At 40.4% G+C, this 26739-nt stretch carries 22 protein-coding genes; 18 read left to right on the plus strand and 4 right to left on the minus strand.

The window, feature by feature from the left end; all coding sequences use genetic code 11:
• Nucleotides 1–95: 95 nt before the first annotated feature.
• The 9 genes from F975_RS05425 to F975_RS05465 all read left to right on the plus strand — a co-directional run bounded on the left by F975_RS05425 (nt 96) and on the right by F975_RS05465 (nt 11291).
• On the plus strand, nt 96–1085 hold the full coding sequence (locus tag F975_RS05425; RefSeq protein WP_051064816.1) for a patatin-like phospholipase family protein: 990 nt from the start codon (nt 96–98) through the stop codon (nt 1083–1085).
• 181 nt (nt 1086–1266) lie between these two features.
• A complete protein-coding gene (locus tag F975_RS05430; protein ID WP_004751141.1) occupies nt 1267–1794 on the plus strand; it encodes an acyl-CoA thioesterase in 528 nt (175 codons plus the stop codon).
• A 170-nt stretch (nt 1795–1964) separates the two neighbouring features.
• On the plus strand, nt 1965–2303 hold the full coding sequence (locus tag F975_RS05435) for an FKBP-type peptidyl-prolyl cis-trans isomerase (protein ID WP_004751143.1): 339 nt from the start codon (nt 1965–1967) through the stop codon (nt 2301–2303).
• Nucleotides 2304–2763: 460 nt separating this feature from the next.
• Nucleotides 2764–4758 (plus strand): poly-beta-1,6-N-acetyl-D-glucosamine N-deacetylase PgaB, encoded by a 1995-nt coding sequence (gene pgaB, locus F975_RS05440; protein ID WP_004751145.1) that lies wholly within the window; start codon nt 2764–2766, stop codon nt 4756–4758.
• Between the two features lie 13 nt (nt 4759–4771).
• Nucleotides 4772–6028 (plus strand): poly-beta-1,6-N-acetyl-D-glucosamine synthase, encoded by a 1257-nt coding sequence (gene pgaC / locus F975_RS05445; RefSeq protein ID WP_004751147.1) that lies wholly within the window; start codon nt 4772–4774, stop codon nt 6026–6028.
• Nucleotides 6029–6061: 33 nt separating this feature from the next.
• Nucleotides 6062–6475: a poly-beta-1,6-N-acetyl-D-glucosamine biosynthesis protein PgaD gene (gene pgaD / locus F975_RS05450; protein WP_004751149.1), complete on the plus strand. Its 414-nt coding sequence runs from the start codon at nt 6062–6064 to the stop codon at nt 6473–6475.
• A gap of 79 nt (nt 6476–6554) precedes the next feature.
• Nucleotides 6555–7715, plus strand: coding sequence for an acyltransferase family protein (locus F975_RS05455; RefSeq protein WP_004751152.1), 1161 nt, complete (start codon nt 6555–6557; stop codon nt 7713–7715).
• Between the two features lie 67 nt (nt 7716–7782).
• Complete coding sequence (gene pnuC / locus F975_RS05460; protein WP_004751153.1) at nt 7783–8370, plus strand: nicotinamide riboside transporter PnuC; 588 nt, start codon at nt 7783–7785, stop codon at nt 8368–8370.
• 164 nt (nt 8371–8534) lie between these two features.
• Entirely contained in the window at nt 8535–11291 is a 2757-nt protein-coding gene (locus F975_RS05465; RefSeq protein ID WP_004751155.1) for a M16 family metallopeptidase, read from the plus strand.
• Nucleotides 11292–11398: 107 nt separating this feature from the next.
• On the opposite strand, the gene F975_RS05470 is transcribed toward F975_RS05465, so the two are convergent.
• Nucleotides 11399–11794 carry a DUF3144 domain-containing protein gene (locus F975_RS05470; protein ID WP_004751157.1) on the minus strand — a complete coding sequence of 132 codons (396 nt, stop codon included), beginning with the start codon at nt 11792–11794 and terminating at the stop codon, nt 11399–11401.
• A 107-nt stretch (nt 11795–11901) separates the two neighbouring features.
• Here F975_RS05470 and F975_RS05475 point away from each other — a divergent pair, with 107 nt between their 5' ends.
• Complete coding sequence (locus F975_RS05475) at nt 11902–12534, plus strand: hypothetical protein (protein WP_004751158.1); 633 nt, start codon at nt 11902–11904, stop codon at nt 12532–12534.
• 59 nt (nt 12535–12593) lie between these two features.
• Here F975_RS05475 and F975_RS05480 read toward each other — a convergent pair whose 3' ends face one another.
• Nucleotides 12594–14018: a CYTH domain-containing protein gene (locus F975_RS05480; RefSeq protein ID WP_004751161.1), complete on the minus strand. Its 1425-nt coding sequence runs from the start codon at nt 14016–14018 to the stop codon at nt 12594–12596.
• Nucleotides 14019–14438: 420 nt separating this feature from the next.
• Here F975_RS05480 and F975_RS05485 point away from each other — a divergent pair, with 420 nt between their 5' ends.
• From F975_RS05485 to rapA, 5 genes are all read left to right on the plus strand, one after another.
• Nucleotides 14439–15194, plus strand: coding sequence for an OmpW/AlkL family protein (locus F975_RS05485; RefSeq protein ID WP_004751163.1), 756 nt, complete (start codon nt 14439–14441; stop codon nt 15192–15194).
• Between the two features lie 121 nt (nt 15195–15315).
• Nucleotides 15316–15927: a thiamine phosphate synthase gene (thiE, locus tag F975_RS05490; protein ID WP_004751164.1), complete on the plus strand. Its 612-nt coding sequence runs from the start codon at nt 15316–15318 to the stop codon at nt 15925–15927.
• A gap of 36 nt (nt 15928–15963) precedes the next feature.
• On the plus strand, nt 15964–17262 hold the full coding sequence (hemL, locus tag F975_RS05495; RefSeq protein WP_004751167.1) for a glutamate-1-semialdehyde 2,1-aminomutase: 1299 nt from the start codon (nt 15964–15966) through the stop codon (nt 17260–17262).
• Between the two features lie 165 nt (nt 17263–17427).
• Nucleotides 17428–18072 carry an RluA family pseudouridine synthase gene (locus F975_RS05500; RefSeq protein WP_034425779.1) on the plus strand — a complete coding sequence of 215 codons (645 nt, stop codon included), beginning with the start codon at nt 17428–17430 and terminating at the stop codon, nt 18070–18072.
• Nucleotides 18073–18174: 102 nt separating this feature from the next.
• On the plus strand, nt 18175–21012 hold the full coding sequence (gene rapA, locus F975_RS05505; RefSeq protein ID WP_034425781.1) for an RNA polymerase-associated protein RapA: 2838 nt from the start codon (nt 18175–18177) through the stop codon (nt 21010–21012).
• A 154-nt stretch (nt 21013–21166) separates the two neighbouring features.
• Here rapA and lipA read toward each other — a convergent pair whose 3' ends face one another.
• Nucleotides 21167–22180: a lipoyl synthase gene (lipA, locus tag F975_RS05510; protein ID WP_004751171.1), complete on the minus strand. Its 1014-nt coding sequence runs from the start codon at nt 22178–22180 to the stop codon at nt 21167–21169.
• Between the two features lie 196 nt (nt 22181–22376).
• On the opposite strand from lipA, the gene sthA reads away from it, so the two are divergent.
• Nucleotides 22377–23792 (plus strand): Si-specific NAD(P)(+) transhydrogenase, encoded by a 1416-nt coding sequence (sthA, locus tag F975_RS05515; protein ID WP_004751173.1) that lies wholly within the window; start codon nt 22377–22379, stop codon nt 23790–23792.
• Nucleotides 23793–23801: 9 nt separating this feature from the next.
• On the opposite strand, the gene F975_RS05520 is transcribed toward sthA, so the two are convergent.
• A complete protein-coding gene (locus F975_RS05520; protein ID WP_004751175.1) occupies nt 23802–25028 on the minus strand; it encodes a GGDEF domain-containing protein in 1227 nt (408 codons plus the stop codon).
• A 416-nt stretch (nt 25029–25444) separates the two neighbouring features.
• Between F975_RS05520 and F975_RS05525 the strand changes: the two genes are divergently transcribed.
• Together F975_RS05525 and ureA are read left to right on the plus strand one after the other, a co-directional pair.
• A complete protein-coding gene (locus F975_RS05525; protein WP_004751177.1) occupies nt 25445–26326 on the plus strand; it encodes an urease accessory protein UreD in 882 nt (293 codons plus the stop codon).
• 99 nt (nt 26327–26425) lie between these two features.
• Nucleotides 26426–26728, plus strand: coding sequence for an urease subunit gamma (gene ureA, locus F975_RS05530; RefSeq protein ID WP_004751178.1), 303 nt, complete (start codon nt 26426–26428; stop codon nt 26726–26728).
• The last annotated feature ends 11 nt before the right edge of the window (nt 26729–26739 follow it).

The raw sequence follows: 26739 nt of genomic DNA on the forward strand, positions 1-26739 counted from the left end.
TATATTGAAACAATACTGCAAAGAAACGATTCAGATTGAATTATTCTTTCGCAGTAGAATGCCGTGGATTTCCTTTTTTGATTGTCATTTCAAAGATGCTGCCTATGAAACACTGGATTGTGACTGTGACTTGTTTGGGGGCTTTGGTTGGATGTCAAAGCATTCCTCACCATGAGACTCAAACCGCAACTTTACCTATGGTTGCCACTACGGCTATTGTAGATGAAGAGGCTCAATCACGCCCAAATCTGATTAACTTTGAGCAGATCAAACAACAGCAGCATCGTCCAATTGTTGCATTGGTGCTGGGGAGTGGCGGAGCACGAGGCTATGCGCATATCGGTGCAATACAGGTGCTTGAAGAACATGGGATTCATCCTGATTTTATTGTCGGAACCAGTGCTGGCAGCATAGTGGGCGCACTGTACGCTAGTGGGAAGTCTCCTGAACAAATCAAAGATATTGCCTTAAATATGAAAGTGCAGGATGTTCGTGAAATTACCTTGCGCAAAAATGGCTTTTTAGATGGCAGTAAAGTTGAAGACTTTATTAATGATCAGATTGGAAATCTACCTTTGGAAAAGATGAGAATTCCTCTGTTTGTTGTTGCAACAGAACTCAAAGAAGGTAAAAAAGTCGTCTTTAATTATGGTAATACAGGGCAAGCTGTACGTGCATCTTCGTCTATTCCAAGCATGTTCATTCCAACCAAAATTCAAAATAAGGAATATGTTGACGGCGGACTGGTCAGTCCTGTTCCTGTTGATGTTGCCCGTCAGCTTGGTGCGGATATTGTGATTGCCGTGGATATTTTGGCACAACCACAATATACCGAAACAACCAATATGTGGGGGCTATTTAACCAAAATATTAATATTATGCAGCAACAGCTATCTCGTGTTGAACTGAGTCATGCCGATGTGATCATTCAACCTGATTTACGAGAAAAAGCCCATATTTTTGATGTTACCGAACGAGACCGCACCCGTTTAGCTGGAGTTTATGCCACTCAGGCTAAGCTTGAGGACATTCAGCAAGTCATTCATGATAAAGAAGAGCAACTACTTGTGGCTGCTCGGTCTTAACTGGTTAAGATTAAGGCATTGATTTTAAAAAATATTAAAAACACAGCGCATCTTGATAAGATACGCTGTATAATCTTGAGCGTTTCTATCTGAAATACTGATAAATAATCAGAACAATAATTATGAAAAAATCAGCTATAATTGTTAACTGTCAATTATTCTTTAGTCGAAGAGTGTTTTAATGTCACCTTTAGATCAAGTTCTACAGTCAGCGGATGACCAATCTGAATTAACCATGACGGTTCTTATGACACCTGATATGGCAAATTTCTCAGGGAATGTACATGGTGGAGCCATCTTAAAATTACTTGACCAAGTGGCGTATGCATGTGCAAGCCGCTATTCAGGTAGCTATGTCGTGACTTTATCTGTCGATAAGGTAACTTTTAAAGAACCGATTTATGTAGGTGAGCTGGTAACATTCCTTGCAAGTGTTAACCATGTAGGTCGTACTTCTATGGAAATTGGGATTCGCGTTGAAGCTCAAAATATTCGTAGCCGTAGTATGCGTCATACCAATAGCTGCTTCTTTACCATGGTCGCGGTTGATGAACATGGTCAACCTCAAGCAGTTCCTCCATTAAAATTAGACAACGAGTGGAAGCGTTGCCGTTTTGAAGCTGCCGAACAGCGTAAAAAATTACGTTTACATGAAAATCATCACCCTTCTTGTAGTATTTATAAAGAAAGTGCTAAACAGGGCGAATAATCCTGTTTGTGTAAAAAAGACTGCCAGTGTCTAACGCGGCGGTCTTTTTTTATTGCACTTGGAGTGAAAATGCGGGGATCTTATTTTTTACTAAAAATAAAAAACTAGCCATCGGTTTGTTGTTAAGAAGCCCGTAAAATAAGTTTCTTTTATTTAGAGTCTGAATAGTCATGCAAGAGTTGGAAATTATTGATCTAAAAGTCGGTGAAGGTAAAGAAGCTGTGAAAGGTGCGCTCATTACCACGCATTATACAGGCTGGTTAGAAGATGGAACAAAATTTGATTCCTCAATTGATCGTGGTCAGTATTTTGAATGTGTGATTGGTACGGGTCGAGTAATTAAGGGTTGGGATCAGGGTATTATGGGAATGCGTGTGGGCGGTAAGCGAAAATTGAAAGTGCCTGCACATTTGGCTTATGGTGAACGCAAAATGGGTAAAGTCATTCCTGCTAATTCTAACCTGATTTTTGAAATTGAATTGTTTGATGTTAAAACCCGAGACCAATAAACGACTTGAGGTGATGGTCATTCAGTTCTTAAGCTAAGCTGAATGATCATTGTCAAAGAATTGACATGTTTGCTTATTACTATTTAGCCTCGAAGATGTACTAAATTGTAAAAATATGCAGTATCATGTAAGTGTAAGACACGGATCTTTATGATTTCTTGTGTTTTAATATTCAAAAAAATCACGTAAATTTTCACCAAGTTTTTGATTTTGTTTGAATTTAATGTATAATTCTAAGTTATTTTATCGGTTAGCTAAACACAGTTCTTGGGATGGAAATATCTAAATCAGTGGCATGGAAAGAACCAAGCTTTTAAGCTAGTTTTCAGTTTACTTTTTGAAAATATATTGTAATTACTAATCTGAATAGTCATGCAATATAAAAGATTGTTTTCACGACTTGAGTGTTTGAAGTGTAATGTCAGATTGGTTACATCACGATTTATAAAACAGGCATATTATGTTTAATCGCTTTTTAAGTTCAGTGCTTGCAACGTGCGTTGGTATGGCAGCCGTGGGTATGACTCAAGCCGTTTCCGCAAAGAAGCCAAAAATTAATCCAACAACGCTTACAGTGATTGGTTACCATGAAGTTACCGATGATAAAGAAGCGTTGATCCCGATGTATTCGGTTAGTACAGCACGCTTTGAAGAACAAGTTCGTTGGTTACAGAAAAGTGGTTTTCACTTTATTAGCGTTGATCAGTTATTAAAAGCCCATCAAGGCAAAACTGTATTACCAGAAAAACCTGTTTTATTAACAGTCGATGATGGATATGAAAATTTTTATACCAATGTTTATCCATTTGTAAAAGCGAACAAAATTCCTATCGTTTTGGCTGTTGTTGGTTCGTGGTTAGAGCCAAAAGCGGGTGAGATGGTGAATTTTGGTGATGATAAAATTCCTCGTAGCAAAATTGTGACTTGGCCACAGCTTAAAGAAATGAGCAAAAGTGGCTATGTTGAAATTGCAAGCCACAGTTACGATTTACACCACGGTATCTTAGGTAACCCGCAAGGTAACTCTGAACCTGCTGCGACTACACGCTTATATGACACAAAAACTAAAACTTATGAGGGTGATGGTGCATATGCTAAACGTATTTATGATGATTTAAAGAAAAATAATGATTTGATCAAGGCGCACGGGATTCCGTCACCGCGTGTTATGGTTTGGCCGTATGGACGTTATAACCTAGAAACAGTTCGTATCGCAAAAGGACTGGGTATGCCGATTACCGTTAGTCTTGACGATGGTCCTGTATATTTGAAAAAGTCATTGGGTGCAATCAACCGTATTTTGGTTGAACATGACATGACCTTAGACGGTTTGTCAAAAGAGATCACTATACGTGATAAAAACTTGGGTGATAATTATCGCCCACAAAAAATCATGCATGTTGACTTGGATTATATCTATGATCCAGATCCTGAGCAGCAAGAACGTAACTTAGGCGATTTACTTGACCGTATTCAAAAAATGCACATTACGACTGTGTATTTGCAAGCATTCTCTGATCCTGATGCTAATGGTTCAGCCGATATGGTGTATTTCCCGAACCGTTATCTTCCAGTGCGTGCTGACCTATTTAACCGTGTATCTTGGCAAATCCAAAGCCGTACTCAGGTAACTCGTTTATATGCGTGGATGCCACTTTTAGCATGGGAATTGCCAAAATCTAACCCTGTATCTCAAGACTTGGTGGTAACACAGCAGCCTAAAACCAGTGATCACCTGAACATGGGTTATATCCGTTTAAGCCCATTCTCTGCCCCAGCACGTCATGTGATTGAAGGCTTGTATCAGGATTTGGCGAAGTCTTCAACTTTCAACGGTATCCTGTTCCATGATGATACGACGTTGTCAGATTATGAAGATGCGAGTCCATATGCATTGAAGGCATACGCAAAAGCAGGTCTTCCAACTGATTTGGAAGAAATGCGAAATAATGATGCTGAAATGGAAAAATGGACGAAATTCAAAACCAACTATATTGACAACTTTGCTTTGCAGTTGGCAGGTGAAGTTCGCCAGTATCAACCATTTTTAGTGACTGCCCGTAATTTATATGCACAAGTGGCATTGAATCCGTATGCTGAAAACTGGTATGCACAGTCATTAGAGCAATCTTTAAAACGCTATGACTTTACTGCCATTATGGCAATGCCATACATGGAACAGGCACCAGATAAAGATAAGTTCTATCAAGATATTGTGAATCATGTTAAATCCTATCCAAACGGTCTACACAAAACAGTATTTGAACTACAAGCAGAAAATTGGCGTACCAATGAACCTGTACCGTCAGAAGAGTTAGGCGATACGATTAAGTCTTTGTATAAACAAGGTGCTTTGCATATTGCGTATTACCCAGATGATCCAGTCAAGCAACATCCTGATGTCGATATTATGCGTAAGGCTTTTGATTCTAAACCAGATCGCATAGTGCCGTAGGAGTTTGAGCATTATGTCTGCGTTACAGCACTTTTGGCGATCTGCCTTAGAGTTCGTGTTTTATTACCCGTTATTTATGTCCTATTTGTGGATGATCGGCGCGATTGTGTTCTATATGAAAGAGCGCAAAGAGCCTGCGTACAATCAGCCAAAGGATTTGCCTTCATATCCAAAGGTAGCAGTTCTTGTTCCTTGTTTTAATGAAGGTGAAAATGCTGAAGAAACTATCAGCCATGCACTAAAACTGGATTATCCAGACTTTGAAGTGATTGCGATTAACGATGGTAGTTCGGACAATACGGGCGAAGTGCTAGATCGACTGGCGGAAAAATTTGATAAATTACGCGTGGTGCATTTGGCGCAAAATCAGGGCAAAGCCATGGGGCTTCAGGCAGGCAGTTTAATGACTGACGCTGAATTCCTGATCGGAATTGATGGCGATGCCTTGCTTGACCCACATGCGGCAAAGTGGATGATTCGTCATTTCCTTGCTGATGAAAAAATTGCAGCCGTAACAGGTAATCCTCGTATCCGTACCCGTTCAACATTGCTTGGACGGATTCAGGTGGGTGAGTTTTCATCCATTGTTGGCATGATCAAACGTGCCCAGCGGGTATTCGGACGCTTATTTACGGTTTCTGGTGTAATTACTGCTTTTCGTAAAAGCGCAGTACATGAAGTTGGCTATTGGTCTCCCAATATGCTCACTGAAGATATTGACATTACTTGGAAATTGCAACGTGCTGGTTGGGATGTAGAGTTTGAACCTAATGCATTGGTTTGGATATTGATGCCTGAAACCTTAAAAGGTTTGTACAAGCAGCGTTTGCGCTGGGCGATGGGTGGCGCACAAGTTCTAATCAAAAATTTTGATGTAATATTTCGACCTGGTTTGAACTTTTTATGGCCACTCATGATAGAATTACTACTAACATTAGTATGGTCATATTTAATGTTATTGGTAGCTTGTATTTGGTTAGTGGATCTCATCGTTCCTAATCATTTCTTACCTGTCATGAGCTCACCATTTCTCCCATACGGTACAGGTATTTTGTTAGGTGCGACCTGCTTGTTCCAATTCATGATTAGTAAATGGATGGATAGCCGTTATGAACCAGGTCTACTGAAAAATTATTACTGGATGATTTGGTATCCATTCGTATTTTGGCTAATCACCGTGACTGCTAGCATTATTGCCTTTCCAAAAGTATTAATAAGAGGGGATGGCAAACGTGCGCGCTGGGTAAGCCCGGATCGCGGTATTCGCTAAAATCGTCGATAACTTAGGTGTATATAGATTCTCATGAGTACAAATTCGTTAATTATTGACTTGCGTGCACAGTTACCTTGGCATAGACGCTATATGTCTACAACCTCAACTGCAATCCTGTGGGGTGCGTGGTTCTTGCTTTGGCGTCCAATGCTAGTGTTGTTTACCCTTATGAGTTATAACAAGCCGTATGGATTCCATCGCTTGTTTAATGCTTTCTGGTTTGGTTTGCAAATGGATATGATCACTTTGCTGACCTGTGCTGCGATTTTGTGCTTATGGTGTAAGTTAATCCCTGCACATAGTGTGAAACACGCCAAAGTGAAATCGACCAATGATTATGCACGTCATTTTGATTTGCCTGAGCAAGAAATTGTACAAGGTCGTCAGCAAAAAGTGACCGTGGTACATCATAATGAACAAGGTCAAATTATTCGCGTAGAATAAAATATTTAAATCGTGATATGAAGCCCCTAAATCAGGGGCTTTTTTCTATTTATTCTTGCATGAGCGTGGATTCAGTCCTATGCTTGGCACGTTTAAAAAATTCTTGATTGCTCCCACTATGGCAAAATTAAATGCAGCGGAAAGTATTCGTGGTTTGGCATGTTTGGCTGTGGTGTTTTCACACCTCTCCTTAAGCTTTTACCCATACCTACATCACTTTAGTCCAGATGATCGAGCGCATGGTCAGTGGGACTATTTTATGCACCACTCGCCATTTGCTTTCTGGTATTCGGGTACTGCTGCGGTTTTTGTCTTTTTTGTATTAAGTGGTTTTGTATTAAGTTATGCCATTTTAAGACATGACGATGTTCCCCGAAAAGTCACTGAAATGGCGATCAAGCGTTATCCACGATTGGCAATTCCTGCATTTTTTTCTTGTATTTTGGCTTGGTTAGCACTCAGTTATACCAGTATAAACAGTGATCTAGTTAATGATTGGTTACAAGCCTATGCAACACAGCAAGTCAGCCTGAAACAAGCAGTTTATGAAGGCAGTATAGGCGCATTTTTGTTTGCTGAAAGTAGTACTAACTGGGTTTTGTGGACCATGCAAATTGAGCTATTTGGTTCAATTCTCTTGTTTGTTTTATTGTTGCTCTATCATTATAAAAAACTGCTGTTTCATATTGGCTCAATATTTTTGCCACTGCTTGGCTTATGGGATGATGAGCGCTTTTTTTTAGGTTTGTTGAGTTTTGTGATTGGCGCTTATATGTACTTGTATGGCAGGCAAATTAAGCCTGTTTTTGCATGGTCAATGTTTGTTGCAGGGCTATACTTTGCAGGTGCACATAATAGCAGTCATGCTTATCACTGGTTATATAAAATCTTAGGTTGGAGAACCTACGACTATAGTAATTTCTTTTCAGGTATTTTAATTGTTTATAGCATTTTACTGTGTACTCAACTGTCCGATATATTTGATAAAAAGCCATTAGTTTATTTAGGTAAATTATCGTTCTCGATTTACTTATTACACATGATGCTGATTTATTTGGTCTGTATCCCTGCATTTAATTGGTTGATGGGTATGGGATTCAACTATGATCTTTCTGTACTGTTAGCCGTGCTGACTTGCCTGAGCAGTATTTTAGTGGCTTCTGCATTTTATAGTGAATACGTCGATAGTTTGGCAGTTAAAATCAGCAACAAGTTGGCGAAATGGGCCATGAAATCTTGAGTTTTGTGTCTGTTGTTTTAGCCCAGACTTTTGTTGGCGAAACTCGGCTGTATAGTGATGTTTGTTTATGTCAAATCTAGAAATTTTTTCGGTCATTATTAGCTTGATTGGCGTTGGATTAACGATTCTTCGCAATATGTGGTGTTGGCCGTTTAATATGCTTGCTTATATTTTATATGGCTATTTGTTCTTTACCTACCAGCTTTATGGGGAAGTCATTCTGCAAATTTTCTTTTCTGTGATGAATTTGTATGGCTTCTATGTCTGGATGAAAAGTAAGCAAGTCGATCATGATATTAAAATTGAGCCATTAGCTTTTTCTAAAATTATTTTACAACTGATTGTCTCGGCAATCGCGGGTCTGGCTTTTGGCCTGATCTTGAAAAATTTTACCAATGCGGCAGTTCCAATGCTGGATGCACAACTTGCAGCGTTTAGTTTGCTAGCCACTTACTGGACGAGCCGTAAACATATTGCAACATGGGTACTGTGGGTGGTTGTTGACATTATTTATGTGGGTATGTTTATTTACAAGGACTTGTATCTAACTGCAGGCTTATATGCCGCATTTGTGGTCATGGCGGCGTATGGCTGGCATCAGTGGTTGCGTGTACAAAGTCAGCAACGTACGGAACTTATGTCGACTGAGAACTAAATTAATTAATTTCAATGAAAAGCTTGCAGATTGCAGGCTTTTTATTTTTATCCATAAAAAATAATAAGATTTTGATTTTGCAAAACTTCACTATAATTCTTTTTGAACATTTTCTACTATAACGGGTTTGAGTTGCAGCATTTCACCTGATTGGACAATTTTTTATGTTAATACGCCTGAAACAACTAACTTGGTCCTTGTGTTTGATTGGGGTGAGCACGGCAACATTTGCCCAGACTGTTTTGGTGAGAAGTCAGCATCAGATTAATGAGTACCAACTAGATAATGGCTTACGGATAATCCTGGCCCCAAATAATAGTGAAAATAAGGTGTTTATGAACACCGTTTATTTGACAGGTTCTTTGAACGACCCACAGGGTAAGGGCGGGTTAGCACATTTGTTGGAACATCTGGCATTTAAAGGTACACAAGATGTGCAAGGTGAAGAATTTCAGCGCAGACTCGATCAGTACACCTTAGCCACCAATGCCAGTACGGATTACTATTCAACCAAATATACCAATATTATTCGCCCTGACCAAAAAGCGATTGATCAAGTGCTTTATCTTGAAGCACAGCGTATGGATAAACTGGTTTTACAGCAAAAATTTGTACCTTCAGAAATTGAAACTGTACGTCGTGAACGTGAGTTACGTCTTGATCAGCCTTTTGCAGTGTTAATGGATCAGATGTTTAAAGCAGCTTATGGCAATCGTGATTTGGGGCGTTTGCCGATTGGTGATCTGAATGAGCTGAAGTCGATTCAGATGAAGGAGCTCAATCAATTTTATCGTAAATGGTACGCTCCCAATAATGCGGTGATGGTAGTTACAGGTAAGTTTGATCAGGCACAGGTATTGCAGCATATTGAGCAAAACTTTGGCAAAATTCAGGCACATGCTGTACCTGCCATGGCTAAAGTACCTTTACTGGATGCCAGTAAAATTCAGCAGCGTCAGTTGAGCGTACAAAAGGGCAGTGATCTGGCTAAAGTCAATATGTATCTGAATAGTCGCGATTTGAAAATTCAACCTGTGCTTGCTGTCGCGCCATATTTGTATACCTTGCAACCGAGCGGGCAATTGTATAAAGCCATGGTAGAAACAGGTATGACCACGACAGTACAATCGACCACATGGCTTGATCAGGATTTTAATGTGGTATTTATGGGAGCGATGTATGCGCCAACCCAAGATGCTCAACAAATTTCCAAAAACTTGGCACAGAATATTGAAACTCCAGCACATTTTAATGATGCTGATTTGAACCGCGTTAAAAGTGTATTTAAAAATCAGGCTGACAGTATTGCAACCAATGCAGTCGCGCTGGGTAATCGTCTGAGCGACTATGCGGTGTCTTCACATGGACATTGGGAACAATATTTTAATGATGTGCAGGCAGTTCAAAATCTGTCAACTCAACAGGTCAATCAGAGCTTGAATACATTTTTTCAACCTCAACATCGTATTTCTGGTGATATCCAGCCAACACCTGATTCACAAAAAAAAGCGATGCAGCTTCAGCCATCACAACCGAAAAAACCGTTGCAGACCGCTCAAAGTGCTGACCCAGAACCTGTTAAAAATATCCAGCAGTATCAACAAGAAATCCAGGATTATCTGACACGCTCCAAACAGCACTTACAAACCACTGAACAGCAGATTCAGCGTGGCAAGCTCAAGAATGGTTTGCGCTATGCCTTATTTTCAGTGCCTACGCATGACAACAAAGTCTATGCCACTATTAGTCTGAACTTTGGTACAGAAAAATCTTTATGGAACAAAGGGCAAATACTGGATTTAACCGCTTATTTGTTGTTGCGTGGTTCAGATCAGCAAACTTTACAGCAGGTGATGGATCAATCGATTGCTGCCGATGGGCAGGCAACTGCAGTAAGTCAAGACAATGGAATGCTGATTCAGATTCAAGCCAATAAACAGCACTTTGCCGATTATTTTCAATATATTGTTGGCATTATGCAGCACCCGAGTTTTGAGCAAAGCCAGTTTGATCTGATCAAGTCGCAAAGTCTGGCTAGCCTGAACAGACCTTATACTGAACCTGAAACTGTAGCGGCTTTAACCATGTCTCGATTAGTGGAACAGTATTCGGCAGGTGATTTGCGTTACCACTTTGAGCCTGAGCAGGTTAAACAACAACTTCAAGCCGTAACGCAGCCTCAGGTTCAACAACTGTATCGGCAGTTTATGGGGTTTAACCATGCTGAATTGGCAATGACAGGAGAATTCAATACTCAGCAAATGCATGACTTGATTACCCGCCAGTTTGCGACATGGTCATCGAAACAAAGCTATCAGCGCTTATCATCTAAATACAAAAGTTATCCTGCAACCCAAGTTCATGCGTTAGCAGAGCAGCGTGAATTTGGCAATTATCAGGGTTTACTGGTATTGCCTGTGGGAATAGACGATGCTGATGCGCCTGCTTTGCAAGTCTTGAGTTATATTTTAGGCGACTCGCAGCTTTCATCGCGTTTAGGGCAAGCACTGCGCGAAAAAAATCATTTAGTTTATGGTTTTTCGAGTGATTTAAATCTGGATTTACATGATTCGGTAGGTGTTCTGACCATTCAGGCAAATTACACGGCAAATAAAGCGGCACAAACCTCGCAAGCTGTGCATCACGTATTGCAGGACTTGATTCAAAACGGCATTACGCCACAGGAGCTTGCTGCGGCAAAAGCCAATATTTTAAAACAGCGTGTCACTAGCCTTGAGGATAGCCGAATTATTCATCAAATGCTTAACAGTCAGCTTGAACGTGGTAAAATCATGCTGAGTCGTGAACAGCGTGATCAGGCGATTGCACAGCTCAGAAAAGCTGATGTTGATAGCGTGATTAAAAAATATATCCAGCCTGATCATTATGTTGAAGTCATGGCGGATCAATATGGTCAGTAACAAACTGACTTAAAAGTAGCGGCATTGAGCAAATAAAAAAAGCGGTATATTTCGATAAAAAAAGAGCTTGAATTCAAGCTCTTTTTTTGAGTTTCAAACAGGGGTAATTAGTGATCGTGTTCATGATCATGTTTATGTGCATGAAAATCTTCATTTTTACGAAAACGTAGATAATTCTCAAACTGCTCACAATACTCATCATAATTGTCATCAAGCATCATTTGAAACTGCTGCATCAAGTAAGACATAACTTGATCTTTGGCATCACGCATTTCATTGCCATCTTTAAAATTGTTGGCAGCAACCCATGTATTAAAACGAGCAGTTGCAAAAAGCATCGCTGCGCTTACTTGTCCGCGTAACTCGGCAGGTTTAGGCTTTTGACCTTTTTCAGGGCGACAAAAATCGTTTGCCAGTTTGATAAATTCATCGGTACGCTCGAAAAAGACCGCATTCTGTGCTTCTTCTTCAGTAATATCCGTCGCTTGAATTTTTTGGGTCATAGGGAAGTTCCAACACAAAAATGACAGCCCCTATTATAGGCAAAGCCTTGCAGAAACTAAACAGTTGGCTTAATCTTTAAATAGCCTAAGCATGATGAGCCGAATGTATGCAAGATTCAATTGCGATACAAAATCTAAAACAAGATATTCAACTTCTGCGTCAGCAAATCTGGCCGCCTGAACATCTGGAACATGTCGAAGGTTTACCGATTTATTATGCATCGCAAGCCGAAGCAGAGCATTATTTTAGCCAATGGCGTGAGTTAACTGAACGGGCACAGCAGTTGTGCCAACCATTTTTACAAGATGAAGTGATTGATGCGATTCATTTGCCAAGCCATCTAAATTTACCGTTATTTTTCTTTCATGTAGACCGAATTCGAATTAATAAAACTCGCGCTAAAGAGTCCAAAACTTTTCGGGGCATACTTAGTCTGGTAGAAAAATGTGGGCAGTTTGACCCTGAACAGATGCTGGCAATGAAAACATGGCTGGAAAGTGATGACACCGCAGCTTTGGTTGCACACCGCGAATTTATTGATTTGAGAACTTATGTTTTTCAGCATGGGCAAAGTGAATATACCCGCACGCGTTTTTACAACAATGGCATTGTTCTGGGTGGGGGAAAGCATTTTAAAGTGCTTGATGCGCGGGAAAAGCCACGTAAGCAGCGCAGTGATAGCTATAGCGACCCGCTTGCCGATAATGGTGTCTGGAAAGTATTTGGGAAGTATCGTTAAACAAAAAAGCTATGCTGTTCAAATTTAAACAGCATAGCCTGTTACTCAAATATGTGGTTTTAAACGTCTAGTTTTTTTAACAGTTTTTTGATGGTTATTTCTAAATGTGCCTGTTGTGAAGGAATTTGATTGGCGAGCCAACCTAACACAAAATATTGCTGCTCTGCTGAAACCAGATATTTATAAGCATGTTGCTGAGCAACCCAGATATCTAGACTTTCATTGAGTTCAGGCTGTAGTTCTACATAAAGTGCCAAGTGTTTTTTGATGGTAAATGGTGTACAGAGCGCCAGAGCATCACCCCAACACTGGATATGGCTCAAGACTTGACATTTTTCAGCGACATCGAGTTGTGCAAAGTTTGCAAAATCCGCAGTAAATTGTTCAATCTGCTGTTTAAATTGTTTTTTAATGCTGCTTTTGATTTTGCGAGGTGGCTCAGCATCAGCATCGTTTAAGCTGAATGCCAGTAGTTCCAAGATCAATAATGTACAACCCGTTTGCGTAAATACATGATTGGCATGATGTAATTCTAAATCGGCAGTCTCGGCATGTTCAGCATGTAACAATATTGCAGGGTAAAGTGTTGTTGCCAAATATGCTTGATGAGTGGTCTTTAATAAGTGCTGTAACTGTGTAACATGTTGAATCAGCGCGGCTGGAGCAAAATCCTGAAATAATTGCAAGCTGCTGGCGAGTTGGCGCAGTGCCAAATAAGCCTGATAATAATGAGCCGGTTCAGCAATCTGATCTGCAATTGCAGCAAAGTTAGGTAAAGCATGACGTAATGCAGCTGCAATCAGCTGTTTTAAAATAAAATCTGGCTGAGCTTTCTTGTCATATTTTGTAGGTGAAGCAACCGTTGCTGGGCTGACTTGTAGTTTTTGAGCCAATAAATTGCCACGTTCAGCTTTACTGCGAACATCGAGCCAAATGTGATACTTCTTAACCCATTGTTGTGTAAGCTGAATCAGGTCGGAAATTTGTCCTTGCTTGAGTTCAAACTCAACTTCATAAATTTCACGTTGTTCGTCAACATTTTGTACAACGCCTCGGTCAAGGCAAATTTCAATCTTGGAATTGTTAAATTGCACAACACGATAAGCACGTTGCACAATCGTTTCAAATTTTAAAATTAATCCATTAAAATCATCACCCAAGGCATTTTTGAGTAATTTCAATGCCTGTGGTTCTTCTTTATAAACACTGAGATCTAGTTCCGGAGCTAGAGTTGATTCTCCTAAGTTCACTTCATGTTCGTAACGCTTTAAAGGATTTTCACCTGCGCCTTTGAGGGTCTGAACCCAAAAAATTCCTTCTTTACGAATTCGGATTGCAATCTGCTTTGCTGCTAGTTTTGAGTCAGCAGTGTCAAAATAACGCGCATGTAACTCAATATGCTGAGTGGTTTTTGTGTCAAAAGCCTTAACGATTGCAGCACGTTTCTGCTCAGGAATTTGTAGTTTTAATTCAATTTCATGCATGAGCTAAGCCCTATGAGTTCTTTTGAAGATAATGTCACTATAGACCGAGATGCTTCAGTTGAACATTTAAAAAATCAGATTTGCACTAATTTTTTTATGCTTCTTTCAACTCGTTTGTAATAAGCTTATCCTTAAATCATAAGACTAATTTTAATTTTATATATTTTTTAAGTACTTACATGGTTTTTTAAGGGTTTAAAAGATAAACATTTAAAAGAATCGCGACTGATGAGTATTCTTTTATAAGTAATTGATAATATATGTTTTTTTTAAATTAAAATGATTTTTAGATTTATTGGAAAATAAATATTGACTTTATCGTATTGCTATTTAAAGTAATTATTCTAATATTAAAAACAAATGATGAAGGCTTGGAAGCCTCGTGATCGCTGTTTAACCATGATGATGGAATCTTAATTTATGAAAAAATTGACTAAAGCACTCATTCCAGCTGCTTTATTTGCAGTCAGCTTTGCAACGCATGCTGAGACTTCAGAGGGCAAGGTCTTGGCTGTTTCTGCAGGCTGGGCACATATTATGCCGCAAGGGACTAAACAAGGCGTGTCTACTCAAGTGGGGAGCACAGGCCCATATTTACCATTTACACCCTCTGCTGGTTTTGAATTGAAAGATTCTGATACTGCTGAGTTTAAATTTGATTATTTAGTAGATGATAATGTTAGTTTGGGGTTAATTGTAGGCGTGCCACCAACCTTTGATATTAAAGGTAAAGGACAATTATTAGGTGGGGCGTTAAATCTAGATAAATTTAGTAAAGTGGGCGACGTTAAAGTTTATAGCCCAGTTGTAACAGGTAAATATACTTTTGGTGCAGTAAACAATAAATTGCGCCCATATGTTGGTGCAGGTCTTATGTATGCGCACTTTAGTAACTTTAAATTAGACTCTGCAGTAGTTTCTGATACTGCGTCAAAAGGTATAAGTATCCGTAACGTAAAAATTGATGATGCTGTAGCTCCTGTTGCTTTTATTGGTGCAGATTACAATATTACGAAAAACTGGTTTGCAACAGCTTCTGTGAGCTATGTTCATCTAAGTACTAATGCCAAACTTGATGTCGCTAATAATGTAACAGGGGCTACATTGGTTACAGGTCGCAGTAAAATCGAAATCAATCCAATCGTGACTTACCTTGGTGTTGGTTACCGTTTCTAAAATCTAATATGATTTAGACAATAAACCGAGAAGTTAACTTCTCGGTTTTTTATTGGAAGTTTGAACTTAAGAGATGTGAGCGTTACACTAAACTCAAATTCGCTTGATATTTAGAGTTTATATGCGTGGTTTATATCTCATTACTAATGATGACCCTTTAGAAATATTACTTGAAAAATTAGACGCTGCGCTGGCGACAGGACAGGTGGCAATTTTGCAATATCGCCGTAAAAAAGTTGCTAGAAGCGATCAGCCTGTTGAGGTTGAGCAGATCAAGCAGCTTTGTGAAAAATACCAAACGCCTTTTGTGATCAATGATGATTTAAGCCTTGCTGCACAATTTGGCTTGGGTGTGCATCTGGGGCAAACAGACGGTGAAATTACCGATGCCAAAGCTCAACTCGCTGAAGGTGCAATTATTGGTCGGACTTGTGCCAATTCACTTGAACTGGCTGAACTCGCTATTGCCCAAGGCGCAACTTACGTGGCATTTGGTGCGATTTATGCCACATCGACCAAACCTGAAGCGGGCAATATCGGTCTGGAGACTTTAAAGCAAGCATCCTTGCAGTTTAAAAATGTGCCGATCTGCGCGATTGGTGGTTTAAGCGTTGAAAATTCTCAGGTCGTGGTCGATTCTGGTGCAGACCTATGCGCGGTTATTAGTGATATATTAGCGCGACCAGTCGCTGAAATTCCTGCACGTGTGAATGCATGGGCGAATTTATTTTAATCATTCCTAAATCATTCAGTCTATTTGAGTAATGCTATGAGCCTTTCTGCAAAACAACAGCAACTTTTTAAGCAAGCCAGCAAACATATTCCAGGTGGTGTCAATTCACCAGTGCGTGCATTTAATGGTGTTGGTGGAACGCCTGTTTTTATTGAAAAAGCGCAAGGCGCATATTTATGGGATGTCGATGGTAAACGCTATGTCGACTACATTGGTTCATGGGGGCCAATGATTTTAGGTCATTCACATCCAAGTATTGTGAAGGCAGTTCAAGATGCAGCACAAGACGGTTTAAGCTTTGGTGCACCAACTGTACATGAAACCACGTTGGCAGATGTGATCTGCGAAATCATGCCGTCGATTGAAATGGTGCGTATGACCAACTCGGGCACAGAAGCGACCATGTCAGCGATCCGTTTGGCACGTGGCTATACGGGGCGTGACAAAATCGTGAAATTTGAAGGTTGCTATCATGGGCACTCAGATTCACTGTTGGTAAAAGCAGGTTCAGGCATGCTGACTTTGGGTGAGCCAACCTCTAAGGGCGTACCTGCTGATTTTGCTAAACATACAATTACTTTGCCATACAATGACATTGAAGCAGTGAAAGCCTGTTTTGCGAAATTTGGCGGTGAAATTGCAGGGGTGATTGTAGAACCTGTTGCAGGTAACATGAATTTGGTGAAACCAGTTGCAGGGTTCTTGGAAACCATTCGCGAAATGTGTGATGAGCACAAATCTGTCTTTATCATTGATGAAGTGATGACAGGTTTCCGTGTAGCGCTAGGTGGAGCGCAATCGGTTTATAACGTTAAACCAGATTTAACTACGCTAGGGAAAATTATTGGTGCAGGTTTGCCTGTGGGTGCATTTGGCGGTAAGCGCGAAATTATGGAATGCATCGCACCACTTGGTGGCGTGTATCAGGCAGGGACATTGTCAGGTAATCCGCTCGCGATGCGTGCGGGTATTGAAATGTTCAAACATTTGCGTCAAGAAAATTTCTACACTGATTTATCTGCAAAACTGGCGAAATTATTGGCTGGTTTTCAGCAAGTGGCTGAAGAAACGGGTATTGCACTTAAAACTGAACAAATTGGCGGCATGTTTGGTTTGTACTTTACCGATCAAACTGAAATCACCAGCTTCGATGATATCTTGAAGTGTGATGTAAATGCCTTTAAACAGTTCTTCCACGGTATGTTGGATCGCGGGATTCATTTTGCACCGTCTGCATTTGAAGCTGGTTTTATCTCATCTGCACATAGTGATGAGGATATTGCTTATACCATCGCGGCAGCAAAAGAAGTGTTTACCGAGATGAAACAGGCATAAATCATTGCTCAAAAAACGGAATCACGAGATTCCGTTTTTTATTTGGTGATGCTTTCGGATGAAATAACAGGAATTTATGCTTTTGTTGCAGATTGTCTCTTGTATTTCAGGCGTAAGCTTTTTATTATTGCCCGCTTGTTTTCGTGGTCAGCTTGGGATTAAATTTTGAGTAATTTTTTAACCGATCATCTGATTCATCGAGATGAAGATTTTATGGTCATCCATAAACCCGCAGGTTTACTCAGTGTTCCAGGTAAAGGCGAAGCCTTACAAGATAGCGTGCTGACACGTTTACTTGCGATAGAACCGAAAACTTTACTGATTCATCGTCTTGATCGTGACACCTCTGGCATTTTGGTCTTTGGTTTATCCCGCTTAGGGCAAAACCGAATTTCACGCCAGTTTCAGGAGCGCCACACCACTAAAACCTATCAGGCTTTGGTCGCAGGTTCGCTTTCAGGTGAAGGTACTATTGATATTCCTGTAGTGTATGATCCAGATCGACCACCACTTCATATTGTTGATCCACAACATTCCAAGCCAGCACTGACGCATTGGCAGGCGTTAGAGCAGTTTGAACTGGCAGGTCAAGTGGTGACACGTGTCAAATTAACCCCAATTACTGGGCGTTCACATCAACTTCGGGTACATATGCAATACTTGGGACATCCGATAGTCGGAGATACCCTGTATGCAACAGAGCAACAACAGCAATTGACTGATCGCTTGTGTCTACACGCACAGCAGCTCAGTTTTCATCATCCCAAAACAGATGAATTGTTAAACTTTGAATGTGCCGTACCATTTTAAAAAATCATCAGCATAACCTGACGTTTTGTTATGCTTTGTGCGAAAATATTTAGATTGAAGCTAAAAGCCAGAGTGTGCTTTTAGTGCAAACTTGAAATAAAGGTGAAAAAATTGCAACAGTTTGCTATTGGTCAACGTTGGTTATCTGATACTGAAACGGAACTTGGTTTGGGCGTTGTCATAGATGTAGATGAGCGTTCCCTCAGCATTTTATTTCCAAAAAGTGACGAAACACGAGTATATGCACGTAGCAATGCACCTTTATCTCGAATTATTTTTAATATCAATGATGAGATCTACGATCAGGAAGGTAACCTGTGGTTGGTTGAATCATTTGAAGAACGCTTTGGCGTGATTCGCTATAACGCTATACGTACTTTAGACAATGGCGAACAAGAACGTAAAACCTTAAATGAAACGCGTATTGGCGCGCAGATTCAGTTGTCTAAACCCCTTGATCGCTTACTTGCCAGTCAAGTCGATATCAAGGCGTGGTATGACTTGCGTATTGAAGCTTTACAGTTACAAGCCAGTATGCAAACCAGCCGTTTACGCGGTTTACTCGGTGCGCGTGTAGGATTGATTCCGCATCAGCTTTATATTGCGCATGAAGTCGGGAAACGTTTTGCGCCGCGTGTTTTACTGGCCGATGAAGTTGGTCTAGGTAAGACCATTGAAGCGGGTTTAATCATTCATCAGCAGCTCAAAACAGGGCGTGCCGAACGTATTTTGATTTTAGTGCCTGATTCATTGCAGTATCAGTGGATGATTGAAATGCGTCGCCGTTTCAATCTGAATTTCTCATTGTTTGATTTGACGCGTACAGCGTCGATTAAAGAGCATGACCCTGAACTCAATCCGTTCCTAACTGAGCAATGCATCATTGCCAGTGTCGATCTGATGATTGACCACGATGATCTACGTGAACAGGCGGTTGAAGCAGGCTTTGACTTGCTTGTGGTCGATGAAGCACACCACTTGATGTGGAGTGAAGAAGAAGGCGGCAATGACCGTTATGATCTGGTTGAAGAACTTGCAGAGAACACCGCAGGCGTATTACTACTCACTGCAACGCCTGAACAGTTGGGTGTCGAAAGCCATTTTGCCCGTCTGCGTTTACTTGATCCGCAGCGTTTTAGCAGCCTAGATCGTTTCCTTGACGAAGAAGAGCAATATCAGCATACCGCCAAAATTGCCGAAGTGTTGATGTCGGATGAAGCTTTGACCGAGCAGCATTTAACTGCGCTTGAAGGCTTGCTTGGACATCGAATTGAAGATCAGCCTGAGCAACGCTATCAAGCCATTCATGAACTGCTGGATCGTCATGGTACAGGACGTGTTTTGTTCCGTAATACCCGTGAAGCGATTCAAGGCTTCCCAGGACGTGACTGTCAGCCTGCGCCATTAGTTGCACCTGCTGACTGGTCTGTCGATGGCAAACTACGTGAACAGATGTGGCCAGAGGAGAATCAGCTCGATGGTTCTTGGATGGAAACTGATCCGCGTGTAGCTTGGCTCATGGAAATCCTGCGTAAAGATTTGAAACACAAGAAAGTCTTATTGATCGCACGTAGTGGCCCAGTGGTTGAAGCATTAGAAAGTGCTTTACGTTTGCATGCAGGTGTACGTACAGCCATGTTCCATGAAGGTATGAGCCTGCTGGAGCGTGACCAAGCTGCTGCATATTTTGCTGAAGAAAGCTATGGTGCTCAGATTCTACTATGTTCTGAAATTGGTTCAGAAGGGCGTAACTTCCAGTTTGCCAGTGACCTGATTTTATTTGACTTGCCTGCAAACCCAGATGTACTGGAGCAGCGTATTGGTCGTCTAGACCGTATTGGTCAGCAAAACCGCATTCAGATTCATGTGCCGTATTTGCAAGGGACAGCGCAGGAGCGCATGTTCCGCTGGTACAATGAAGCTTTAAATATCTTTAGCAACATTTCACCGACAGCGCAGACGCTACAAGAAAATTTCATTGTTGACCTAAAAGAATGTCTGCTGGCTGATCTTGGACAACGATTTGAAGACCTGCTTGAAGAGGTTAATGTACAACGCGAAGCGTTAGAAGCCGAGCTACAAGCTGGTCGTGACCGCTTGCTTGAGTACAATTCTTGCCGTCCAGTAATTGCACAGGAAATTGTGCAGGCACTTGAAGACTACGATGACAACACGACTTTGCCAATGTTTGTGAAGCGCTTCATGTCGTCAACCAACATTGATTTTGATGAACAAAGTAATGGTACGGTCATCATTAAACCGACGGATCAAATGCAGGTTCAGGGTTTAACGCTTGATGAAGAAGGCATGACTGCGACATTCTACCGTGATCAGGCACAAATTCGTGAAGATGCACAGTATTTGACCCTTGAGCATCCATTCATTGAAAGTATGATGGAGATGATCAACACGCAATCGTTTGGTAGCACCAATGTTGCGTTGTTGAAGTCAAATGCCTTGAAACAAGGTTCTGTCTTGCTTGAAGTCTGGTTTAAGGTCGATGTAATTGCGCCGAAGGCTCTTAACTTGCCTGCAAGTTTGCCACAGCAGCTCGTCCGCGTATTGCTCAGTGAAACTGGTCAGGATTTATCGGCTAAAATTGATCCAATGATTCTAAAACCATATTTGCATCATCTCGATGGCAATAGTTGTCGCCAAGTGGTGAAAGCACGCCGTGACGTGATTGAAACGCGTTATCGTCAAGCACTTGATATTGCCAAAACGGTATTACCTGAGTTGCAGCAACAGGCGAAAAGCAACTACGGTCAGCAATGGCAGTACGAAATTGAGCGTTTAAGCTATTTGAAACAGTTCAATCCAAGTATTCGTCAAGATGAAATCGAACGTTTGCAAAAACTGCAACAGGAAGGTTTAAGCTTGCTCGATAGCTTGTCGATTAGCCCAGAAGCCATTCAGGTTCTAGTGGTTGTAAAACCATAAAATGAGTGTTGTAAATAAAAAGCCCTTTATTCGAGATTGCTCTTCAAAAATTGCATAGTCGGATAAAGTGTTTTTTTTTAAAGAAAAAGCTGAGTTCTGTATTTTACAAAACTCAGCTTTTTTATTGCTGTACAGGGGTTAAAACCACCAAAGCTTAGGCTTCGATAGTTTGTACTGTAATTTTTTTCGCAGGGTCAACTTTACGACGTACTTCTGGAACAGGTTCGCCATAGTATTGACGGTCAGCAAAGTAGCTTGAACGTACCATTGGTGCAGACCAGATATTTCTAAAGCCAAGTTTACGACCATGCTCTGCATAGCGCTCAAACTCTTCTGGCGTTACAAAACGGTCAATTGGTGCATGTTCTTTAGAAGGCTGCAAGTATTGACCGATAGTGACATAGTCAACATCATGCGCGCGTAGATCATCAAGTAGTGAAATGACTTCTTCTTCAGTTTCACCAATACCAACCATCAAACCACATTTGGTTGGTACATCTGGGCAGTATTCTTTAAACATTTTTAGTAAGTTTAAAGAGTGCTGATAATCTGAACCTGGACGCATGGCTTTGTAAAGACGAGGCACAGTTTCAATATTATGGTTAAACACGTCTGGTGGGCATTCAGTCATAATGCGTAAAGCAATATCCATACGACCACGGAAGTCAGGCACCAAAATCTCTAATAAAGTTTTTGGGCTAAGCTCACGAGCTTCTTTAATACAGTCAACAAAATGCTGAGCGCCGCCATCGAGTAGATCATCACGGTCAACAGAGGTAATCACCGCGTACTTTAAACCTAAGTTGGCGATGGTTTCTGCCATATGGCGTGGTTCATCAGGGTCAAGTGCATTCGGACGACCATGAGCAACGTCACAGAACGGACAACGACGGGTACAAATATCACCCATAATCATAAAGGTTGCTGTACCACCACCAAAGCATTCAGGCAGGTTCGGGCAGGCTGCCTCTTCACATACGGTATGTAGTTTTTGTGCGCGTAATGTGGTTTTAATCCGTTGAACTTCATCTGGTGCTGTCATCTTGACACGAATCCAATCTGGTTTTCGTGGCACATCAACCGTAGGAATCACTTTTACAGGAATTCTAGCGACTTTCTCTGCGCCACGAAGTTTGACACCCTGTTCAGGTTTACGGCTACTGGTCATATTCAACTTTTCCACTGTTTGACGATGAACTTTTTACTGCTTAAGCTCACAATTATAGCGGAAAGCAAAACTTTTAGGGTGAAAAAGATATTCATAAAATAAATGTTGACATTAAATATATATGTGGTCGAAATAAACTAAATCTTTAGGAATTCAGCTAAACTATGGTCTAAACATGAAAGTAAAGGAGCATTGAATGTCACGTAAAAAAGAGGTCATGAGAGGGAGTTTTATCAAATACGATGCCGTCGTGCTTGGCTCAGGCCCTGCGGGTGAAGGCTCTGCAATGAAACTTGCCAAATCTGGCAAGCGCGTTGCGATTGTTGAAATGCGTGATCAGCTAGGTGGTAACTGTGCCCATGTTGGAACAATTCCAAGTAAAGCATTACGTCAGACAGTATCGAGCATTATCCGTTATCAACGTGATCCGATGTTTCAAAAAGTAGGTGAATGGAAAAAATTTACCATGAAACAGGTGCTCAGTCATGCTCACCGTGTGATTCAGCAGCAGGTTGCAACCCACTCTCGTTTTTATGACCGCAATAACATCGACGTTTTTCATGGTCGCGCTTATGTTCAGGACAGAAACACCCTCTTGGTTTTCACTCCAGAAGGGATTAAAGAAACCATTGTTTTTAACGAATTGGTCATTGCAACAGGTAGCCGTCCATACCAGCCACAAGGTCTAGATTTTAACCATCCTCGCGTTTTCGATTCAGACAAAATTCTTGATCTGGATTACACCATTAATAAAATCATTATTTATGGTGCAGGGGTGATTGGTTGTGAATATGCTTCTATTTTCATTGGTTTGAATCATAAAGTTGATCTGATCAATACCCAACCCAAATTACTCAGCTACTTAGATGCCGAAATTTCCGATGCCTTGTCTTATCACTTGCGTGAACAAGGGGTTTTGATTCGCCATAACGAACAAATGGATCATTTGGAAACATTTGATGATCACATTGTATTGCATCTGAAAAGTGGTAAAAAAATCAAAGCTGATGCAATTTTGTGGTGTAACGGACGCTCAGGCAATACCGATGGCTTAGGTTTGGAAAATGTCGGCTTGACCCCAAATAGCCGTGGTCAGTTGACTGTCAACGAAAAATATCAGACTGAAGTTGAAAACATTTTTGCAGCAGGTGACGTGGTCGGTTGGCCATCGCTTGCTTCGGCAGCTTATGACCAAGGGCGCTGTGCTGGCGCGAACATGAGCGGCGAAGAAAATGTAAAACCTGTAACGGATATTCCAACAGGAATTTATACCATTCCAGAAATTTCTTGCTTTGGTAAAACTGAGCAGCAATTGACTGAGGAAAAAATTCCATATGAAGTAGGGCAGTCATCTTTCCGTCACTTGGCGCGTGCGCAAATTACAGGTGATACGGTTGGTGAGTTAAAAATTTTGTTCCATCGTGATACCTTGGAAATTTTAGGAATTCATTGCTTTGGGAACAATGCCTCTGAAATTATCCATATTGGACAGGCGATCATGCAAAGCCCGAACAATACGTTGAAATATTTTATTGAAACGACATTTAACTATCCGACCATGGCAGAAGCCTATCGCGTTGCAGCATTGAACGGTTTAAACCGTCTATTCTAATCGTGTGCTTTAAGAAGCAGGGGAACAGGAGTTTCCCTGCTTATTTTCGATTGAACAACATGCGGCATTCGGACTTGGTGTTTTCATTTGCTGTTCAATATAATCTTGTGTTTCACAATAACAACGATACTGATTTTTTCCTTCATGCTTAGCAATATAAAGTGCCAGATCGGCTTGCACGATAAGATCATTAAGATTTTGGCTGGTCATGTGTGGGCATAAACTGGATACCCCAATACTGTAAGTAATGTTAATCGTAACATCATCATGGCAAATACGGGTTTTTGATGATTGCTGCATTAAGCCTTGTGCCAGTTGATGAATTTCTGTGCCTGAACGACAAACCTTAATAAAAACAAATTCTTCTCCGCCATAGCGGGCAAAAAAACCATTAACCTTTTGACTATAGCTGTCCAATGCATCTGCAACCAGCATAAGACAAATATCACCAAACGGGTGTCCATAGGTGTCGTTGATATTTTTAAAGTTATCAATATCAATCATCATCCATGCAATACATTGCTGCTGAGCTTTGGCTTGATCCCATAATATGCTGAGCTGTTTGTCTGCATGTAATCGATTGGGCTTTTGAGTTAGAAAATCGGTAAAAGCCATATTTTCCAAAGTGATAGACTTTTGCTTAAAATAGGAAAAAGTAATGAGTGCTTGCCAGTAATCCCGATACTTAAGCTGAGATGAGCGAATAATATACAAAATATTGAGGCTGGCTAAAGGTAAGAAAATCAGATTTTCTGAAGAATTCTCCACCAATACAGCAGTTAATGCAGGTAAAATCATGGCAAGTGGCACCATGATTTTATATATAGGATCAATAGTTAAAAGTAATGAGGTTGCTGTGCATAACACCGCAGTAATAATAATAAAGGGAACAGTAATGGTGTAAATAATATGAAGATAAATACACCATGAACAAATTGAGCCAAGCATTAAGCAGGGAATAATAATTAATATAGCAAGAAATAAACGTGCGCGATGAAAATTATGTTCTAAAAGCTGACTAAAACGATAGTGTAAAATGATGTGAAAGATAAGTATTGTGAGAAAGAAAAATGAAATACTATAAAATGTTTCCTGAATAAAAACATCATCTTGATTGTTTAAGGCAATAATTAGCCAGCAAGGCAAATAAATGAACGCACTGATAAAAGCACGGCGCTCTAATTCTTGCATTGCATTAATGATGATTTCATTGTTACATTCAGGGAGATTGAACATAGATACTATTTCTATAGCTTAAACCACTACAATTGCTATTGTACAAAAAATAATGTCATAAAAGAGAGTTTTTTTAATCGCAGATAAATTATTTTTTATTTAAAATCTGATGAGTATCAATAATAAAATCCTGTCATCATTTAAATTTTAAATCATCTATTATGTGATGTTTAAAATAATTTATTTATTTTAATTTATTAATTGATTAAAACTATTTACCATTTGGTTGAATATCATGATTTTAATTGGTGTCTTGCATCATTGTTTATATTCTCTCTGTTTTTCTTGCTGAGCAAAACTGTAGGGTATTTTAATGAAACGCAAGAAAAATAAAAATGAGTTTATAAACAACGTCTAATGTTGAAGTTGGCGTAGTTTTAGCACTATAAAATATAAGATGAAATGAAGTTAAATATATGAGTCATATACAAAATGCTTTAATTACAAAACTCAAGCGATCTGAACATTGGTATGCCTGTTTAGAACTAAAATTTTCTGCACAAGAACGACGAACTGTTTTAGTGCATAGAAAACATTATGGCCCACTTAGAGTGCAAAAGATGCTATGGCCAGAAAAAACAGGCGTTTGTCATAGCATTATTGTACACCCACCTGCAGGTATTGCAGGGGGAGATCATCTTACTTTTGAGATCGAAGTACAATCGAAAGCACATGCGTTGGTTACCACGCCTGGCGCAGGAAAATGGTATAAAACCAATGCTAAACAAGCCTTTCAGCATATTCATTTACAGGTAGATGATCATGCAACTTTGGAATGGCTGCCTCAAGAAACCATGCTCTTTAATGGAGCGAATGCTTATTCAGAAACGCACATTCATCTGGCACAGTCGGCAAGTTTTATTGGGTGGGATATGCTGGTACTAGGGCGTCAGGCACGTCAGGAAAACTTTGAAACAGGTCAGTACCATAATCAGTTGCGTTTATGGCATGCAGGAAAATTATTGCTTGCAGATACCTTACAGTTTCAGGGTAATGACCGCTGGTTAAGTTCGTGTTTGGGCATGAACCGCCAAGCGGTACTTGGAAACTTGTGGGCAGTTGCTCCTGAAAAGTTTCGTGCGACTGTAATTTTAGAACAACAGATTGAGCTGATTCGTGAATTAATGGTGCGTATGCAAGTACCTGTCACATTAACTCTATTGAATGATGTAGTGAGTGCGCGTTATCTAGGACAAGATGCGCGGCAATGTCATGATGCCTTTGCGGCAATTCGGGCACGTTTGCGTCGCTACTGGTTTGATCTGGATGAAGAATTTCCGCGCATTTGGCGTACTTAAATTACGTCATATTGCTTATTTTCAAAACATTCAATTCCGTTAAGCTGTGTTTTAGCACATATTTTGCTTAATCAAAGACAAATAAATCAGGAAAGAGATATGGAACTCAATCCCACAGAAAAAGATAAATTACTGATTTTTACAGCAGGTCTGGTGGCAGAGCGTCGCAAGGCACGAGGTTTAAAGCTGAATTACCCTGAAGCGATTGCTTATATTTCAGCAGCTTTGCTTGAAGGTGCACGCGATGGGATGAGTGTTGCGGAACTGATGCATTATGGAACGACCTTACTGAGCCGTGACGATGTCATGGAGGGTATTGCAGAGATGATTGCTGAAGTGCAAGTTGAAGCGACTTTTCCTGATGGTTCAAAACTGGTTACGGTTCATCAACCGATTGTTTAAACAGGAGAATA

This window comes from Acinetobacter brisouisimilis (genome assembly GCF_000368265.1).
GTDB lineage: Bacteria > Pseudomonadota > Gammaproteobacteria > Pseudomonadales > Moraxellaceae > Acinetobacter.

What these genes read in the sequence shown, in the direction of transcription:
- F975_RS05465 (WP_004751155.1), top strand. Translation starts at nt 8,535, where the DNA reads ATGTTAATACGCCTGAAACAACTAACTTGGTCCTTGTGTTTGATTGGG.
- F975_RS05435 (WP_004751143.1), top strand. Translation starts at nt 1,965, where the DNA reads ATGCAAGAGTTGGAAATTATTGATCTAAAAGTCGGTGAAGGTAAAGAA.
- thiE (WP_004751164.1), top strand. Translation starts at nt 15,316, where the DNA reads ATGCGTGGTTTATATCTCATTACTAATGATGACCCTTTAGAAATATTA.
- ureA (WP_004751178.1), top strand. Translation starts at nt 26,426, where the DNA reads ATGGAACTCAATCCCACAGAAAAAGATAAATTACTGATTTTTACAGCA.
- F975_RS05430 (WP_004751141.1), top strand. Translation starts at nt 1,267, where the DNA reads ATGTCACCTTTAGATCAAGTTCTACAGTCAGCGGATGACCAATCTGAA.
- lipA (WP_004751171.1), bottom strand. Translation starts at nt 22,180, where the DNA reads ATGACCAGTAGCCGTAAACCTGAACAGGGTGTCAAACTTCGTGGCGCA.
- F975_RS05455 (WP_004751152.1), top strand. Translation starts at nt 6,555, where the DNA reads ATGCTTGGCACGTTTAAAAAATTCTTGATTGCTCCCACTATGGCAAAA.
- hemL (WP_004751167.1), top strand. Translation starts at nt 15,964, where the DNA reads ATGAGCCTTTCTGCAAAACAACAGCAACTTTTTAAGCAAGCCAGCAAA.
- F975_RS05475 (WP_004751158.1), top strand. Translation starts at nt 11,902, where the DNA reads ATGCAAGATTCAATTGCGATACAAAATCTAAAACAAGATATTCAACTT.
- F975_RS05525 (WP_004751177.1), top strand. Translation starts at nt 25,445, where the DNA reads ATGAGTCATATACAAAATGCTTTAATTACAAAACTCAAGCGATCTGAA.
- F975_RS05480 (WP_004751161.1), bottom strand. Translation starts at nt 14,018, where the DNA reads ATGCATGAAATTGAATTAAAACTACAAATTCCTGAGCAGAAACGTGCT.
- F975_RS05485 (WP_004751163.1), top strand. Translation starts at nt 14,439, where the DNA reads ATGAAAAAATTGACTAAAGCACTCATTCCAGCTGCTTTATTTGCAGTC.
- pgaB (WP_004751145.1), top strand. Translation starts at nt 2,764, where the DNA reads ATGTTTAATCGCTTTTTAAGTTCAGTGCTTGCAACGTGCGTTGGTATG.
- pgaC (WP_004751147.1), top strand. Translation starts at nt 4,772, where the DNA reads ATGTCTGCGTTACAGCACTTTTGGCGATCTGCCTTAGAGTTCGTGTTT.
- F975_RS05425 (WP_051064816.1), top strand. Translation starts at nt 96, where the DNA reads ATGCTGCCTATGAAACACTGGATTGTGACTGTGACTTGTTTGGGGGCT.
- sthA (WP_004751173.1), top strand. Translation starts at nt 22,377, where the DNA reads ATGTCACGTAAAAAAGAGGTCATGAGAGGGAGTTTTATCAAATACGAT.
- pgaD (WP_004751149.1), top strand. Translation starts at nt 6,062, where the DNA reads ATGAGTACAAATTCGTTAATTATTGACTTGCGTGCACAGTTACCTTGG.
- F975_RS05520 (WP_004751175.1), bottom strand. Translation starts at nt 25,028, where the DNA reads ATGTTCAATCTCCCTGAATGTAACAATGAAATCATCATTAATGCAATG.
- pnuC (WP_004751153.1), top strand. Translation starts at nt 7,783, where the DNA reads ATGTCAAATCTAGAAATTTTTTCGGTCATTATTAGCTTGATTGGCGTT.
- F975_RS05470 (WP_004751157.1), bottom strand. Translation starts at nt 11,794, where the DNA reads ATGACCCAAAAAATTCAAGCGACGGATATTACTGAAGAAGAAGCACAG.